Here is a 15,425-nt window from a genome sequence, read left to right on the forward strand (position 1 = left end):
TCTAGCGCATCCGGAAACCGGATTCGCCCTTCACATCGGACCAGCGCTCCACGACCGAGTCCACGGTTCCCGGGCGCCTCGGCACCTCTTTTTGCGGCGCGCTCAGCCTGCGCAGCAGCTCGCGGAGCGTGTGGTAGTCCCCCTCGGCCACCACGCACACGCGCCCGTCGGAGAGGTTCGTCGCCGAGCCCGAAAGCCCTAGCTCCATCGCCTGGCTGTACACCCACCAGCGAAAGCCCACGCCCTGCACCCATCCGTGCACCCAGGCCGTCAGCCGTTCGTTATCCATCGTTTTCCTCCCGCTTTACGACGCCTACGGTTCCTCCCCATTCTCCCACCAGAATCGCGAGGATTCCGGAAACGAAAACCGGGTCGAACTCAATCAGTCGAGCTCACGGAAAATCATGCCCCTAGGGGGTATACGAAATCCGTGGGCTCGACCGAGTCAGTTCGACCCAGGCTAGGTGCTACTCCTCGACCGCCGTGATGACGTGGCCGCCGCGGTGCGTGACCGGGTCGGAGCCGTCCCAACAGGTGATGTTCTTGACCTCCGGGAGCATGTCGCGGTGGAAGACCGGGTCGTAGCCCTGCGCCTTCTGGATAGAGAAGTTCTTCAGCAGCTTCACCGCCACCCCGCCGAGCGGGACGATGGCGATGAGGTTGATGATGACCATGATCGCGGCGAACGTGTCGCCGAGCGCCCACACGAGCGGAACCGAGCCGATTGCACCACCGAACACGCAGGCCATGACGATGACGCGGAAGATCGTCATCACCGTCTTGGACTGCGTGAAGTACTCGATGTTGGCCTGGGCAAGGTAGTAGTTGCCGATGACCGAGGAGAACGCCAGGAAGAACAGGATGAGCGTGATGAAGTGGATGCCCCAGTGGCCCACCTCGCCAGCGAGCGCCTGCTGGGTCAGCGACGCGCCCTGGACCTCCTTGCCGTACTCGGGCGCCCCGAGCAGGATAATGAAAGCGGTAATCGAGCAAACTAAGAGGGTATCGAAATATACGCCGAGCGTCTGGACCAGGCCCTGCTTGACCGGGTGCGACACCGTGGCGGTGGCCGCCGCGTTCGGCGCGGAGCCCTGACCAGCCTCGTTGGAGAACAGGCCGCGGCGCATGCCGTTCATGAAGGCCGCGCCCACGGTGGCGCCGGCCACCTCGCGGATGCCCACCGCCTGCTCGAAGATGAGCGCGAACATGCCGGGGATCTTCTCCACGTTAAGCGCGAGCACGATGATGCCGATGCCGATGTACAGCAGCGCCATGACCGGCACGATGACCTGCGTGAAGTTGGCGATGCGCTGCACTCCGCCGAAGATGATCGATCCCGTAATGACCGCGAGGATGATTCCCACGCCCGCCTTGAACACGATGGAGTCGGTGTCAAAGGACGTGCCCACTGACTCCGCGATGGAGTTCGCCTGGATGGCGTTGTACACGAAACCGTAGGTCAGCGTGATCGCGATGCCGAACACCACGGCCAGCCCCGGCGCCTTGAGCCCCTTGGTCATGTAGTAGGCCGGGCCGCCGCGGTAGGTTCCGTCGGGTTCCTTCTCCTTCCACAGCTGCGCGAGCGTCGACTCGACGAAGGAGGTCGCGCCGCCTAGGAGCGCGATCATCCACATCCAGAACACGGCACCCGGGCCACCCAAGGTGATCGCCACAGCCACGCCGGCGACGTTGCCGGTGCCCACGCGCGAGGCAGCGGAGATGGTGAACGCCTTGAACGCGGAGATTCCCGGCTCGTCCGTGTCCGGATCGACGACCTCGTTGCGTTCGGACACCGCCCTGAACATCTCCGGGATCATGCGGATCTGCACCACGATCGTGCGGATGGCGAAGTACACACCTGCGAGGATGAGCAGGTAGGGAATCACTTTCCAGAGGTTGTTGTTGATCACCTCTGTTATAAAGTTCTCGAAGCTTGTCATGTGCGGTATGCTACCGGCTCCCGCAATCATTCCCTAAATCACCCAAACGGGCGCTTTTTGCTTTCCGACGCTTCGCTGGTGGCGCGAATCCCCTAGTGAAGCCGCTGGCAATTGGGGCACAGGTGGCTCGAGCGGTTGGTGAACTGCTCGCGCACGATCGGCGTGCCGCACCGCGGGCACGGCAGCCCCTGCTGCCCGTAGGCGTTGAGTTCGACGTCAAAGTAGCCGGACTGGCCGTTGACGTTGACGTAGAGCTCGTCGAAGCTGGTCCCGCCCTTGGCCAGCGCCGCGGTCATGACCTCGATGCCGCCGAGCAACAGCGACTGCAGCGCGGGGATGGCCATGCGGTTGGCCTTCTGCCGCGGGTGGACCTGCGCCTTCCACAGCATCTCGTCGGCGTAGATGTTGCCGATGCCGGAGACCACCTGCTGGTCGAGTAGCAGCTTTTTGATCTCCGTCCTGCGCCGCTTCATCTTCCGGGCCAGCGCGGCGATGTCGAGGTTTCGGTCGAGCAGGTCGGGCGCGATGTGCTCGAGCGCCTCGGGCACCACGCCGTCGAAGGTCTCCACCAAGTCGCTGGGCTGCCAGAAGCCGAAGGTGCGCTGGTCGACGAACCACAGCTCCTGGCCGTCGTCGAGCCGGGCCCGGATGCGCAGGTGGCGGAGGTTCTTATCATCGAGGCCAGCCCCCTCGGGCGAAAGCGGCTCGTCGTATCGGGAAGCGATGTCCTCGGCGTCCTTGATGAGCATCTGGCCGCTCATCCCCAGGTGCACCACCATGGCGGCGCCGTCGTCGAGGACCAGCCACAGGAACTTGCCGCGGCGCCTGATCTCGTGGATCTCGTGGCCGGAAAGGAAGCCTGCCAGCTGGTCGGGGCCGCCCTCGAAGTTGCGGATCGCCCGCGGGTTGAACACCTCGACGGTGGAAAAGCGCGCGCCGCACACGTGGCCTTCCAGGCCACGGCGAACAACCTCAACCTCTGGCAGCTCCGGCATCGCGCTCGCCTCCTAGGAGTCCGTCGCCTGCGGCGTGTGGCCGAAGGTGAGGTCGTCGCGCAGGGCGTTGACGGCGACGTGCGCCGCCGCCTGCTCGGCGAGCTTCTTGTTGGTGCCCTGCCCCTCCCCCAGCTTCTGACCCTGAACGAAGACGACCGCGGTGAAGGTCTGGTCGTGCTCGGGGCCGGTGGAGCTGGCCTCGTAGATGGGCATCTCGAGCTTGCGCTCGGCCAGCCGCTCCTGGAGCGTGGTCTTCCAGTCCTGGTGACGGCCGGTAGCCGAGGCCACGTCGATCTTGTGCTTGAACAGCCGCAGCACCACGTCGCGCGCGACCTCGAAGCCGTGGGTGCGGTAGATCGCGCCCAAGATGGCCTCGGTAGTGTCGGCCAGGATGGAGTCCTTGTCGCGGCCGTCGGTGACGATCTCGCCCTTGCCCAGCAGGATGTACTGGCCGAGCTCGATCTCGCGGGCGATGTCCGCCAGCCCGTAGCGGCTGACGATGGAGGCGCGCATCTTCGAGATGTCGCTCTCCGGGCGGGTCGGGTACTGCTCGTAGAGCTGGCCCGCGACCGACAGCCCGAGCACGGCGTCGCCGAGGAACTCGAGACGCTCGTTGTTCGGCAGGTGACCGTTCTCGTTGGCAAAGGACCGGTGGGTCAGCGCGTGGATGAGCAGGTCGGAGGGGATCTCCACCCCGAGCGAGGCCATGAGCGGGCCGTAGTCGACCTTCTTCGTGGCAGCCTTGAGGGCATCCACCCCGGTCGGGCGCTTGCGCTTGCTCATAGAAACTTCTCCAGTCCGGCCCAGCGGGGGTCAGTTCGCTCTTCCTCGCCGGAGACACCGTCGGGCTCCGGCACGTCGCCGTCGCCCTCGCAGCCGCCCTCGCAGGTCGGGTTGAACGGCAGGGTCAGGCCCGCCTCGTCGATGACGGTCTGCAGCAGGTCGATGTGGTCGTCGACGACCATGGGCAGCTCATCCTCGTCCTCGCCCGCCTCGTCGCCGGTAATGAAGTCCTCGCTGGCGGCGAAGACGGCGTTGACGCTGATCTCCGTCGCGGGGTTGAGACGCTTGAGGCAGCGCACGCACTCGCCCTCGAGGGTGGCGGTGACCTGGGCGTCGACCATAACGGCGTCGCCGAGCGAGGTCAGGGTTGCGTGGACGGTCACGGGCGCGGACTCGGGGATGGCGATCATGGCCGGGCCGATCCGCACGGGGCTGGGCCCCTCCTGGGTCTTGACCTCCGGGATTCCGCTACGCAGGAGCGCGCCGACGTCGAAGACGAACGGCGAAGTTTCTTGAGACAACGCTTCCAGTGTCCTTTTACATCAAGTCGTTGATTAGTTTTCGTAGTCGCCGCGAGACGCCTGGCCGGAGCCGGAGACGCCCGCGCCGCGGCGCAGGGCCGCACGGTCGCGGGTGACCGTGCGCAGCGTGGCCGAGAGGGCCTCCTCGAACTCCGCGAGCTTGTCGTCCACGAACTGGTCACACTCCCCGCGCAGGCGGTTGGAGTCGGCGTGGGCGGCGTCGACCACGCGGTGGGCCTCCTCGTTGGCGCGCCGGACGACCTCGGCCTCGCTGACCAGGCGATGCTGCTCGGCCATGCCCTCGTCGATGCTGCGCTGGTACTGCTCGTTACCGCTGGCCACGAGGCGCTCAGCCTCGGAGCGGGCGCGGTCGACCATGTCGTCGGAGTCGCGGCGGGCGGTGGAGACCAGGCGGTCGGCCTCGTCCTCGGCCTTGGCCACGGTCACGTGCGCGCGGTTCTCGGCGTCGGAGAGCATGTGGTCCGCCTCCTCCTGGGCGCGGCCGACGATGTCGTTGGCCTCTGCCTGCGCGCTGGTGACGATCTCGTGCGCGCGATCCTCGGCGCCGCGGATGATGTCGTCGCGCTTGTCGAGGACGTCCTGGGCGTCATCGACCTCGACTGGCAGCGCGTTGCGCAGGTCGTCCAGCAGCGCGAGCATCTCGTTGCGGGGAACCATGCAGTTGGAGGTCATGGGGACGCCGTACGCCTGCTCCAAGTTCTGGACAAGTTCATCAAGGGCTTCGAAGACTCGGTACATAAACCTATAGCCTACTGGCTTTTCGTCGCGGCCGTTGCTTTGGGACCGACCAATCGTCTAAACGCGGGAAGGCCCCGCCACGGCTAAGCGCGACGGGGCCCACAACGCGTGAGGCGAAATTATTAGATGATGCCCTGAGCCAGCATGGCGTCGGCAACCTTCTTGAAGCCGGCGATGTTAGCGCCGACCACGTAGTCGCCCTCGTGGCCGTACTCGCGAGCGGTGGCCTCACAGGTCTTGAAGATGTTCTTCATGATCTCGTGCAGGCGCTTGTCGGTGTACTCGAAGGACCAGGAGTCGCGGGAGGCGTTCTGCTGCATCTCCAGCGCGGAGGTGGCCACGCCACCCGCGTTGGAGGCCTTGCCCGGCGCGAAGTGGATGCCCTTCTCGCGGAAGACCTCAATGGCCTCGGCGGTAGACGGCATGTTCGCGCCCTCGGCGACGAACTTGCAGCCGTTGTCGGCGAGCGCGCGGGCGTCGTCGCCGTCGAGCTCGTTCTGGGTCGCACACGGCAGGGCGACGTCACACGGCAGGGACCAGATGGAACCCTCGGTGTGCAGCTCGGCACCCTCGACCTCGGCGACGTAGTCGGCGACGCGGCCGCGGCGGACCTCCTTGATGTCCTTCAGCTTCTCCACGTCGACGCCGTTCGGGGTGGAGACCCATCCGGAGGAGTCGGAGAACGCGATGACGGTGGCGCCGAGCTCCTGGGCCTTCTCCATGGCGTAGATGGCCACGTTGCCGGAGCCGGAGACGATGACCTTCGCGCCGTCGAAGGATGCGCCGTGGTGGGCAAGCATCTCGTGGGCGAAGTAGACCAGGCCGTAGCCGGTGGCCTCGGTGCGCACCAGCGAGCCGCCCCAGGTCAGGCCCTTGCCGGTGAGGACGCCGGACTCGTGCTGGTTGGCCAGGCGGCGGTACTGGCCGAACAGGTAGCCGATCTCGCGGCCGCCGACTCCGATGTCACCGGCCGGGACGTCGCGGTACTCGCCGATGTGGCGGTGCAGCTCGGTCATGAAGGACTGGCAGAAGCGCATGATCTCGGCGTCGGACTTGCCCTTCGGGTCGAAGTCGGAGCCGCCCTTGCCGCCGCCGATGGGCAGGCCGGTCAGGGAGTTCTTAAAGATCTGCTCGAAGCCCAGGAACTTGATGATGCCCAGGTTGACAGACGGGTGGAAGCGCAGGCCGCCCTTGTAGGGGCCCAGTGCGGAGTTGAACTGGACGCGGAAACCGCGGTTGACCTGGACGACACCGTTGTCGTCGACCCACGGCACGCGGAAGATCAGCTGGCGCTCCGGCTCGCAGAGGCGCTGGATGAGCCCCTGGTCAGCGTAGTGGCTGTCCTTCTCGAGGACGATCTTCAGGGAATCGAGAACCTCGGCGACGGCCTGGTGGAACTCCGGCTCGCCAGCGTTGCGCTGGAGAACCATGTTGTAGTAGCCAGCGACCTTTTCCTCAATAGAAGACATGTGCACCCTTCCTTTTGCACTTGACGTATTCTGCCGATTTCGCGCGCGTGGGCGTCGATGTCCAATCCTCACCGACGCCGAGGCGAAAACAATTCCTAACTATTACTTAATAGATATGATCGGCAATAGGGAGGTTACTCGTTGGAGCCCCGATGGGAGAACTTCCTTTACGAAATTCACACCAAACCTTCTCAAATCATGAGAATATCCACCCCCGATCTCCCCACTTTGTGAGATTTCGCCGAGAAAGACGTGGCCCGGGCCACACAAAATCGTTCCCGGGCTTCGCTCCGCGGACGGCGAGCACCCGCCGCGAGGCGGGCGTCGATAAGCTCGAGGAAAAAGTTTCCCTTCAGGAAGGCCCCGCCATGCGCATCGTCATCGCCCCCGATTCCTTCAAGTCCACCGCGAGCAGCAGCACAGCGGGCGAGTACCTGCGCGAGGGCGCACGCCAGGCGCTCGCGGAGCTCGGGATCGAGGCCGAGGTCGAGGTGTTCCCCATGGCCGACGGCGGCGAGGGCACCTCGGAGATCTTCGGCGGGCAGCGCATCACCCTGCCCACCACCGACGCCGTCGGCAGGCTCACCGAGGCCACCTACACCTACGATCCCGCCACCACCACCGCTTACATCGACGTCGCCGCCGCCAGCGGACTGCCTCAGGTGGCAGACGCCCTGGCCCCGCTCACCGCCGACACCTACGGCACCGGCGTGCTCATCGCCGACGCCCAGACCCGCGGCGCCACCCGCATTGTGCTATGCCTCGGCGGCTCGGCGACCACCGACGGCGGCACCGGCATCCTCGTCGCCCTCGGCGCGCACGCCGTGGACAAGGCAGGACTCCCCCTGCGCCCGGGCGGCGCGGCACTGGCTAGCATCGACACCATCGACACCGCCCAGCTCAACATCCCGGCCGCCGCGCTCGAGTGGGTGCTGCTCACCGACGTCACCAACCCCGCGACCGGCGAGAACGGCTCGGCGGCCGTCTTCGGCCCTCAGAAGGGCGCCACGCCGGAACAGGTCGAGGCCCTCGACCGCGGCATCGCCGCCCTGTGTGAGGCGCTCGGCGTGGATCCCACCACGCCCGGCATGGGAGCGGCTGGCGCCATCCCCGTGGGCATCACCTGGCTGTCCACCGTCCTGCACGGCACCCCCGAGCACGTGCACATCCTGCCCGGCGCGCCCGTCGTCGCCGACTCCACCGGGCTTACCGAGGCCCTCGAGGGCGCGGACCTGCTCATCACGGGCGAGGGGGCCTTCGATTCCCAGTCGCTCCAGGGCAAGGTCGTGGGCACGCTCCTTGGCATGGCTGGCCAGACGCCCGTCACCATCGTCGCAGGCCGAAGCGACTCGCCCGCCCCCGAAGGCGCCGAGGTGCTCGTCTTAAAGGAATCTACAAGCGTTCGCGAGCAGCTTGTCGACGCCGGTCGGCGGGCAATCCTTCACCGTTACGGGAGCTAAGGCAGGCATCCCAATCCCCCATCAAGCCGTGGTTCTTCGGGCCACGGCTTTCTTGTTGCCCCGCCCTGACCTGGGACGATCCGCTGGAACAAAAGTACTTTTAATACTTACTTTCAGAGAGTCACTTTCTGCAATACAGTATTGGCAACAACGAAGAACAACCTACCGAAGGGATTCAAGAAAATGTCTAACGTCACCGTCATCGGATTCGGCTCCATCGGCTCCGCGGTCGCGGGTATCGCCGTCAAGGCAGGCTCCGCCACCCAGGTGCTGGTCCGCGATCCAGAAAAGGTTGAGGAGCTGGCGGGCGCCACCATCGAAAAGATCGGCGCACCTATTACCGGCGAGGTCGTCGTGCTGGCGCTCCCCTACCCTGCCATCGCGGGCGTCATCGAGGCGTACGGCCCAGCCGCCTTCGCGGGCAAGATCGTGGTCGATCCCTCCAACCCCGTCGACTTCGAGACGCTCGACTCGGTCGTGGCGCCGGGCAGCTCCACGGCAGCAGAGATCGCGGCACAGCTGCCGGGGGCGAAGGTCGTCAAGGCCTTTAACACCAACTTCGCGGCCACGCTGGCCAGCGGCACCGCGGCGGGCCAGACCACCGTCGTCTCCGCCGCCTCCGATTCCGCCGAGGCCAAGGACGCGCTACGCGGCATCGTCGAGGGCGCCGGCCTGAAGTTCTCCGACGCTGGCGAGCTCAAGCGCGCCGCCCGCCTCGAGGCCATCGGCATCCACGGCATCTACCTCGCCGTCACCGAGCAGATCAGCTGGACCGGCGGCCTGCTCATCACGAAGTAGTCTTAGCTCTTAGCGCCCGGCTTCGCCTCGTTGCGGATCCGGGCGCAAAACCGTGGAAGGAAAGGAAGGCAAAACCATGACCTTGGCCTACGACCCCTACCAGCGCGCCTGCCCCTCGCGGCAGTTCCTGAAGTCGCTCGGCGACCTGTGGACCGTGCTCATCCTGGGCGCGCTCCGCGACGCGGGCGAGCCGCTGCGCTTCAAGGACATCTCCCAGCGCGTCGACGGGATCTCCACGAAGATGCTCACCCAGACCCTCCGCGCTTTCGAGCGCGACGGGCTGGTCATCAGGGTGCAGTACGCTGAGGTCCCGCCGCGGGTGACCTATGAGCTCTCCGAGGTCGGGCACGACCTCGCGCTCGCGCTACAGCAGGTAGAGAAGTGGGCGACCTCGCACATGGACGAGGTCCTCGCCGCGCGCGTCGCCCACGAGCAGGGCTAGCGGTAGATCTCCACCGTCCACGGGAAGGTGGCGGGCTGCTCGAAGTCCTCCTCGCGGTGCAGCTGCACGCCGTCCGCCGGGAGGTCCGCCGCGGGGGTGAGCACCCGGGAGAGGATCATGGCGATCTGGTTCACCGATCCCTGCACGCCCTCCACCCCAATTCGGTAGCCGTGGGGCCGCATGCCGCCTGTGATCTCGGCTACCTCGTCCACGTCGTGGTCCCGGTCGGTGGTGTAGGTGAGCCGGAGCTGCGCGTCGACCTCCGGCGCCACCTGCGGGTTTTCGTCGTGGGTGACCGTGAACGAGCTCATCTTGCCGTCGCGGACGAGCAGCTGGGCGACCTGCTCGAAGCGCCCGGCGAGCGGGGCTGCGTGCTCGTCGTCGACGAGGCAGACGAAGTGAATGGTAGGCATAGTAGGCATGGTGCAAGAGTAGCTAATAACCTAAGAAACTATGAGCTCCCCTTTCTTCACCCGCCCCACCCCGATCCAGACCATGGCGGATGGAACCGTCAAGCAGGTCAATCCCTTCTCGGGAACGCAGGTGTGGACGGTCCCGGGCCGCGGCAATCGCCCTATCTCCCGGCCAGCTGTGAGCGTCGAAAAGCTTGAAAAAGGGGACGCCGCTTCTTACTGCGCGTTTTGCGCCGACCGGCACCTAGAAACCCCGCCGGAGAAGGCGCGCGTCATCGCCCGCGACGTCGCCGAGGCGGCAGGGATCGAGGGCGAGGTGCTTACCGACGGCTACGTGCTGGCCACAAAGCAGCTCATCGACCAACAGACCACCCCGGTCGCCTTCCGACGAGTCTCCAACCTCTTCGAGATCGTCACCTTCGACTACTGGGAGGCCAACTACGGCTTCACCCCGGACGCGTCGACCCAGGCGTGGATGGACGCCTACCTCGCCGATCCCGCAGGCCGCGAGCACGTGCTCACCACCGTGCGCACCAAGCGCAAGGCCGCGGGCCTTGAGCCCAACGCACCCGAGGACGAGCTCCTCCACCAGGCCCGCGCCTTCTTCGCGGGCGGCCACGACCTCATCATCGGCGGCAAGCACTTCGTCGACGGCGCCACCACCAACGACCAGCTCGCCTCCTCCGGCATGCTGTCGACCGACGAGCACGGCGCGCTCATGGCGTTCACCGTGGCCTCCATGCACGACCTCTACCAGCGCAATCGCTACGCGCCCTACGTGGCAGTGTTCCAGAACTGGCTCAAGCCCGCGGGCGCGTCCTTCGATCACCTCCACAAGCAGCTGGTCGCCATCGACGAGCGCGGCGTGCAGGCCGAGATGGAGATCGCGCGGCTGCGCAGCAACCCCAACATGTATAACGAGTGGGCCGTGGACTACGCGGCGACCCAAAACCTCATCATCGCCGAGAACGACCACGCCGTCATGTTCGCGGGCTTCGGGCACCGCTACCCCACCCTAGAGATCTTCTCCACGTCCTCCACCGCGGAGCCGTGGAAGCAGACCCCCGAGGAGGTCCGCGGCATGAGCGACATGGTGCACGCGGCCCACGCCGCCACCGGCCCCGACGTGCCCTGCAACGAGGAGTGGCACCACAAGCCCGCGGACCTCGACATGCCGATGCCGTGGCGCATCATGCTCAAATGGCGCGTGTCCAACCTCGCGGGCTTCGAGGGCGGGACCAAGATCTACCTCAACACGCTCTCGCCGTGGAACATCCGCGACCGCATCGTGAGCACCATGTACGCCCTGCGCGACGAGGGCCGGGTCTCCCCCGACCTGCGGATCGCCACCGAGTGCAAGGTTAAGCGCAACAGCCTGCGCTACAACCCGTTCCTGTAGCCTGGTTCGCGCCGACGCGGTCGCAAAAGGCCGCGTTGTTTCTTCATTCAGGTTTACCTAATGTTGAAGCCATGTCCATCGCGAGCTTCCTCAACTCCCTCACCCCTGCCACCTGCGACCTTAGCTGGCAGGAGGCGGCGTACCAGCACATGCACCGGTACCCGGAGCTCTCGGGGCGCGAGGAGAAGACCGCGGCGTTCATCCGCGCGCAGCTGGATCGTTTCGACTGCCGGGTGACCACGGACGTGGGCGGGCACGGCCTCGTCGCGGTCTTCGACAACGGCGAGGGGCCGGTCGCGCTCATGCGCGCCGACTTCGACGGACTACCGGTCAAGGAGGAGACGGGTGCTGAGTTCGCCTCCACCGAGCGGGTGGTCATCGACGACGTCCCCACTCCCGTCATGCACGCCTGCGGCCACGACATGCACACCACCGGCCTGCTCGGCGCCTGCCAGATCCTTGACGGCCACCGCGAGGCGTGGCGCGGCACCTTCGTCGCGGTCTTCCAGCCCAGCGAGGAAAACGGCGCGGGCGCCCAGGCCATGGTCGCGGACGGGCTCTCGGAGATGATCCCCCGCCCCGACGTCTGCTTTGGCCAGCACATCGTCGCGGGCCCCGCGGGCGCGGTCATGAGCATGCCCGGCGCGGCCCTAGCCACCTGCGACTCCATCGAGATCCGCCTGACCGGCAAATCCGCGCACGGTTCGATGCCCCACAACTCGATCGACCCCACCTACGTCGCGGCCATGATCGTGGTGCGCCTGCAGGGCATCGTCGGCCGCGAGATCGCCCCGCACGAGTTCGCCGTGGTCTCCGTCGGCACCCTGCAGTCGGGCCACTCGAACAACACCATCCCGGGCGAGGGGCGCATCGTCCTCAACTGCCGCTCCTACAGCGAGAAGATCCGCACCAAGCTGTACGCGGCCATCGAGCGCGTGGTCCGCGCCGAGTGCGCCGCCAGCGGAATGACGGTCTCGCCAACGATCTCCTACTTCGCCCACGGCCCGCTCACCTACAACAGCCCGCACGTGTTTACCCGCGTGCGCGAGCAGTTCGACGGCGTCTTCGGCCCCGACTCGTTTACCGCGAAGCCGTGGACCGCCTCGGAGGACTTCTCCAATCTTCCCGACGCCTTCGGCGCCCCCTACCTCTTTTGGACGGTGGGCGCCACCCCGCGCGAGCAGTGGGAGGCCGCCGTCGCCGCGGACGCCGTCGAGACCACCGTCCCCGTCAACCACATGAGCACCTTCCTCCCCGATTTCCACCCGACGGTCACCGCCTGCACGAAGGCGGCGGCCACCGCAGTGCTCACCTACCTAGGCAACCCGAACCTCTAGGCCCCGCGAAACGCCGCGCGCCTGTACTCTCGCCGGGGACAAAAGCCCAGGTGGCCAGATCTGCTACCCCGCAGATGCGCGGATTCTGGGCGCAAGCGGCCCTATATCCGGCAGGCACCAAACCCCAGCCGTGCCCCGATGGCGGCGCGATTGTCGGCGACCAGCCGGTAGACACGCGAAAACACCGGCCGTAGCGGTGGGAAGAGCAGCGCCGCACCCACGAGACGCACTGGGGCCCAGCGCCCTCCGAAGCGCAGCGCCGCCCCGATCGACTCGTGTCCGCGGTAGAACCTGCCGCCACGCAGGCAATACGCCTCGGTCCCGATGCCCGAGCGCACCGGCTCCGGCAATTCTTCCTGGCCCAGCGACGCGGGGACTGTGGACACTGCTGAGGCCCGTCGCAGCCAGCCCGCCGCGCGCTCGCACAGCCCGCAGTCGCGGTCGAAGTAGAAGATCACGGCGCTCCTTTCCGGGGTTTCCACGCTTTTGACGTCGACAAGCGAATGCAAAAACTCCTCCCCTCACTCGGAGGGCCCTAACTTGCTCACTTCGGGCTAATTTTTGGGAAAAACATCACAAATCAACGCAAAAATGTGGTTTTTCCTAGCCAGGGGAGGTGTCGCTTGTGGTTTGCCACTATATGCTGAGACGGTACTTATCAACCACACCCCGAGGAGAAAAATAAATATGAGCGAAAACGCACACTCTCCCGCGCTCAGCGAGACCTTGGGCGGACACGTCCGCGCCGTGTCGGGCTCGTCTCCAGAGACCGCAACTGACCGCAAGTTCTGGTTCGGACTGTCCCACAACGTGATGGAAAAGCTCGCCGACAACTGGGAGAAAACCACCGCCGCGTACGAAGCCACGCGCCAGCAGCACTACTTCTCCGCGGAGTTCCTCATGGGCCGCGCGCTGCTTAACAACCTGACCAACCTGGGGCTGGTCGAAGAGGCAGAAGAGGCCGTGCGAGCCAATGGCCACGAGCTCTCCGACATCCTCGAGGCTGAGAACGACGCAGCACTCGGCAACGGCGGCCTGGGCCGACTCGCCGCCTGCTTCCTCGACTCCGCCGTCACCCACGACTACCCCGTCACCGGCTACGGTCTTCTGTACCGATACGGCCTTTTCCGCCAGGAGTTCCGCGACGGCTTCCAGCACGAGTCCCCGGACGCGTGGAAGGAGGACGGCTACCCGTTTACCGTCCGCCGCGAGAACCAGCAGCGCATCGTGCGCTTCGACGACATGGTCGTCCGCGCAGTGCCCTACGACATGCCGATCTCAGGCTACGGCACCGACAACGTGGGCACCCTGCGCCTGTGGAAGGCCGAGCCGCTGGAGGAATTCGACTACGAGGCCTTCAACTCCCAGCGCTTCACCGACGCCATCGTCGAGCGCGAGCGCGTCATGGACCTGTGCCGCGTGCTCTACCCGAACGACACCACCTACGCCGGCAAGGTGCTGCGCGTCCGCCAGCAGTACTTCTTCGTCTCCGCGTCCCTGCAGGCGATGATCGACAACTACATCGCCCACCACGGCGAGGACCTCACCGACTTCGCCAAGTACAACTCGATCCAGCTCAACGACACCCACCCGGTGCTCGCCATCCCGGAGCTCATGCGCCTGCTGCTCGACGAGCACAAGATGGGTTGGGAGGACGCCTGGAAGATCGTCTCCGCGACCTTCGCCTACACCAACCACACGGTGTTGGCCGAGGCGCTCGAGCAGTGGAACTGCTCCATCTTCCAGCAGCTGTTCGGCCGCGTCTTCGAGATCACCGTGGAGATCGACCGCCGCTTCCGCGAGGAGATGCGCGCGCTCGGCCTCGACGAGGGCCGCATCAATTACATGTCCCCGGTCCACGACGGCAACGTCCACATGGCCTGGATCGCCTGCTACGCCGCGTACTCCATCAACGGTGTGGCCGCCCTGCACACCGAGATCATCAAGGCCGAGACCCTCAAGGAGTGGTACGGCGTCTGGCCGGAGAAGTTCAACAACAAGACCAACGGCGTCACCCCGCGCCGCTGGCTGAAGATGTGCAACCCGCGCCTGGCCGACCTGCTCACGAAGCTGTCGGAGTCCGACGCCTGGGTGACCGACCTCGACGAGCTCAAGCAGCTTCGCCCATTCTCTTCCGATGACGAGGTCATGCAGGCCCTGCTGGACATCAAGGAGGCCAACAAGGCCGACTTCGCCGCCTGGATCAAGAACCGCCAGGGCATCGAGGTCGACCCGCACTCCATCTTCGACGTGCAGATCAAGCGCCTCCACGAATACAAGCGCCAGCTGATGAACGCCCTCTACATCCTGGACCTCTACTTCCGCATGAAGGAGGAAGGCGCCGACAGCGTTCCGCCGCGCACCTTCATCTTCGGTGCCAAGGCCGCGCCGGGCTACGTCCGCGCGAAGGCCATCATCAAGCTCATCAACGCGATCGCCGACCTGGTCAACAACGACCCGGAGATCTCCAAGGTCCTGCACGTGGTATTCGTGGAGAACTACAACGTCTCCCCCGCCGAGCACATCATCCCGGCCGCCGACGTCTCGGAGCAGATCTCCACCGCCGGCAAGGAGGCGTCCGGCACCTCGAACATGAAGTTCATGATGAACGGCGCGCTGACCCTGGGCACGCTCGACGGCGCCAACGTCGAGATCCTCGACTCCGTCGGCGACGAGAACGCCTACATCTTCGGCGCGAAGAACGAGGAGCTGCCTGAGCTGCGCGCCCACTACAACCCGCAGCACGCCTACGAGACGGTCCCCGGCCTCAAGCGCGTCCTCGACGCCCTTGTCGACGGCACCCTCTCCGACGGCAACACCGGCATGTTCCACGACCTGCGTTCCTCCCTGCTTGACGGCGGCGGATGGGAGACCCCGGACGTCTACTACGTGCTCGGCGACTTCGCCGACTACCGCGCGACCCGCGACCGCATGGCCGCCGACTACTTCGCCGATCGCCTCGCCTGGGCGCGCATGTGCTGGGTGAACATCTGCGAGTCCGGGCGCTTCTCCTCCGACCGCACCATCGGCGATTACGCCCGTGAGGTGTGGAAGCTGGAGCAGACCCCGATCAAGTAGCTCCACCCCCTTCTAGCCTGAGGCCCAGCGG

The 15,425-nt window shown here is 66.0% G+C and carries 15 protein-coding genes; 6 read left to right on the plus strand and 9 right to left on the minus strand.

Annotation, left to right across the window (positions count from 1 at the left end):
* Position 1: 1 nt before the first annotated feature.
* From B843_RS08690 to gdhA, 7 genes are all read right to left on the minus strand, one after another.
* Positions 2 to 289 (minus strand): acylphosphatase, encoded by a 288-nt coding sequence (locus tag B843_RS08690; RefSeq protein WP_025253122.1) that lies wholly within the window; start codon positions 287 to 289, stop codon positions 2 to 4.
* Positions 290 to 467: 178 nt separating this feature from the next.
* Positions 468 to 1,940, minus strand: a complete 1,473-nt coding sequence (locus tag B843_RS08695) for an alanine/glycine:cation symporter family protein (protein WP_025253123.1) — start codon at positions 1,938 to 1,940, stop codon at positions 468 to 470.
* A gap of 92 nt (positions 1,941 to 2,032) precedes the next feature.
* Positions 2,033 to 2,935 carry a bifunctional DNA-formamidopyrimidine glycosylase/DNA-(apurinic or apyrimidinic site) lyase gene (gene mutM / locus B843_RS08700; RefSeq protein ID WP_025253124.1) on the minus strand — a complete coding sequence of 301 codons (903 nt, stop codon included), beginning with the start codon at positions 2,933 to 2,935 and terminating at the stop codon, positions 2,033 to 2,035.
* Between the two features lie 12 nt (positions 2,936 to 2,947).
* Positions 2,948 to 3,718: a ribonuclease III gene (gene rnc / locus B843_RS08705; RefSeq protein WP_025253125.1), complete on the minus strand. Its 771-nt coding sequence runs from the start codon at positions 3,716 to 3,718 to the stop codon at positions 2,948 to 2,950.
* Complete coding sequence (locus B843_RS08710) at positions 3,715 to 4,239, minus strand: YceD family protein (protein WP_025253126.1); 525 nt, start codon at positions 4,237 to 4,239, stop codon at positions 3,715 to 3,717. The genes rnc and B843_RS08710 overlap by 4 nt, the downstream gene beginning before the upstream one ends.
* 33 nt (positions 4,240 to 4,272) lie before the next feature.
* A complete protein-coding gene (locus B843_RS08715) occupies positions 4,273 to 4,998 on the minus strand; it encodes a DivIVA domain-containing protein (protein WP_025253127.1) in 726 nt (241 codons plus the stop codon).
* Positions 4,999 to 5,120: 122 nt separating this feature from the next.
* Complete coding sequence (gene gdhA, locus B843_RS08720; RefSeq protein ID WP_025253128.1) at positions 5,121 to 6,467, minus strand: NADP-specific glutamate dehydrogenase; 1,347 nt, start codon at positions 6,465 to 6,467, stop codon at positions 5,121 to 5,123.
* A 368-nt stretch (positions 6,468 to 6,835) separates the two neighbouring features.
* Here gdhA and B843_RS08725 point away from each other — a divergent pair, with 368 nt between their 5' ends.
* From B843_RS08725 to B843_RS08735, 3 genes are all read left to right on the plus strand, one after another.
* Positions 6,836 to 7,927, plus strand: coding sequence for a glycerate kinase (locus B843_RS08725; protein ID WP_025253129.1), 1,092 nt, complete (start codon positions 6,836 to 6,838; stop codon positions 7,925 to 7,927).
* A gap of 183 nt (positions 7,928 to 8,110) precedes the next feature.
* On the plus strand, positions 8,111 to 8,725 hold the full coding sequence (locus B843_RS08730) for an NADPH-dependent F420 reductase (protein WP_025253130.1): 615 nt from the start codon (positions 8,111 to 8,113) through the stop codon (positions 8,723 to 8,725).
* Positions 8,726 to 8,801: 76 nt separating this feature from the next.
* Entirely contained in the window at positions 8,802 to 9,167 is a 366-nt protein-coding gene (locus B843_RS08735) for a winged helix-turn-helix transcriptional regulator (protein ID WP_025253131.1), read from the plus strand.
* Here the strand turns inward: B843_RS08735 and B843_RS08740 are convergent.
* The gene (locus tag B843_RS08740; protein ID WP_025253132.1) at positions 9,164 to 9,580 is read right to left on the minus strand and encodes a hypothetical protein; all 417 of its coding nucleotides are present in this window, start codon (positions 9,578 to 9,580) and stop codon (positions 9,164 to 9,166) included. The two genes, B843_RS08735 and B843_RS08740, sit on opposite strands and share 4 nt — an antisense overlap.
* Before the next feature lie 40 nt (positions 9,581 to 9,620).
* Between B843_RS08740 and B843_RS08745 the strand changes: the two genes are divergently transcribed.
* Positions 9,621 to 10,979, plus strand: coding sequence for a DUF4921 family protein (locus B843_RS08745; RefSeq protein ID WP_025253133.1), 1,359 nt, complete (start codon positions 9,621 to 9,623; stop codon positions 10,977 to 10,979).
* Positions 10,980 to 11,050: 71 nt separating this feature from the next.
* Positions 11,051 to 12,316: an amidohydrolase gene (locus tag B843_RS08750; protein WP_025253134.1), complete on the plus strand. Its 1,266-nt coding sequence runs from the start codon at positions 11,051 to 11,053 to the stop codon at positions 12,314 to 12,316.
* A 101-nt stretch (positions 12,317 to 12,417) separates the two neighbouring features.
* On the opposite strand, the gene B843_RS08755 is transcribed toward B843_RS08750, so the two are convergent.
* Entirely contained in the window at positions 12,418 to 12,825 is a 408-nt protein-coding gene (locus B843_RS08755; protein ID WP_025253135.1) for a thiol-disulfide oxidoreductase DCC family protein, read from the minus strand.
* Between the two features lie 178 nt (positions 12,826 to 13,003).
* Here B843_RS08755 and B843_RS08760 point away from each other — a divergent pair, with 178 nt between their 5' ends.
* Entirely contained in the window at positions 13,004 to 15,394 is a 2,391-nt protein-coding gene (locus tag B843_RS08760) for a glycogen/starch/alpha-glucan phosphorylase (RefSeq protein ID WP_025253136.1), read from the plus strand.
* Positions 15,395 to 15,425: the final 31 nt, after the last annotated feature.

It is taken from the genome of Corynebacterium vitaeruminis DSM 20294 (genome assembly GCF_000550805.1).
Taxonomy (GTDB): domain Bacteria; phylum Actinomycetota; class Actinomycetes; order Mycobacteriales; family Mycobacteriaceae; genus Corynebacterium; species Corynebacterium vitaeruminis.

Bases quoted from the DNA above. Each gene is read 5' to 3' on its own strand.
- B843_RS08725 (WP_025253129.1), top strand. From the start codon at position 6,836: ATGCGCATCGTCATCGCCCCCGATTCCTTCAAGTCCACCGCGAGCAGC.
- mutM (WP_025253124.1), bottom strand. From the start codon at position 2,935: ATGCCGGAGCTGCCAGAGGTTGAGGTTGTTCGCCGTGGCCTGGAAGGC.
- gdhA (WP_025253128.1), bottom strand. From the start codon at position 6,467: ATGTCTTCTATTGAGGAAAAGGTCGCTGGCTACTACAACATGGTTCTC.
- B843_RS08730 (WP_025253130.1), top strand. From the start codon at position 8,111: ATGTCTAACGTCACCGTCATCGGATTCGGCTCCATCGGCTCCGCGGTC.
- B843_RS08695 (WP_025253123.1), bottom strand. From the start codon at position 1,940: ATGACAAGCTTCGAGAACTTTATAACAGAGGTGATCAACAACAACCTC.
- B843_RS08760 (WP_025253136.1), top strand. From the start codon at position 13,004: ATGAGCGAAAACGCACACTCTCCCGCGCTCAGCGAGACCTTGGGCGGA.
- B843_RS08735 (WP_025253131.1), top strand. From the start codon at position 8,802: ATGACCTTGGCCTACGACCCCTACCAGCGCGCCTGCCCCTCGCGGCAG.
- B843_RS08740 (WP_025253132.1), bottom strand. From the start codon at position 9,580: ATGCCTACCATTCACTTCGTCTGCCTCGTCGACGACGAGCACGCAGCC.
- B843_RS08690 (WP_025253122.1), bottom strand. From the start codon at position 289: ATGGATAACGAACGGCTGACGGCCTGGGTGCACGGATGGGTGCAGGGC.
- B843_RS08750 (WP_025253134.1), top strand. From the start codon at position 11,051: ATGTCCATCGCGAGCTTCCTCAACTCCCTCACCCCTGCCACCTGCGAC.
- B843_RS08715 (WP_025253127.1), bottom strand. From the start codon at position 4,998: ATGTACCGAGTCTTCGAAGCCCTTGATGAACTTGTCCAGAACTTGGAG.
- rnc (WP_025253125.1), bottom strand. From the start codon at position 3,718: ATGAGCAAGCGCAAGCGCCCGACCGGGGTGGATGCCCTCAAGGCTGCC.
- B843_RS08745 (WP_025253133.1), top strand. From the start codon at position 9,621: ATGAGCTCCCCTTTCTTCACCCGCCCCACCCCGATCCAGACCATGGCG.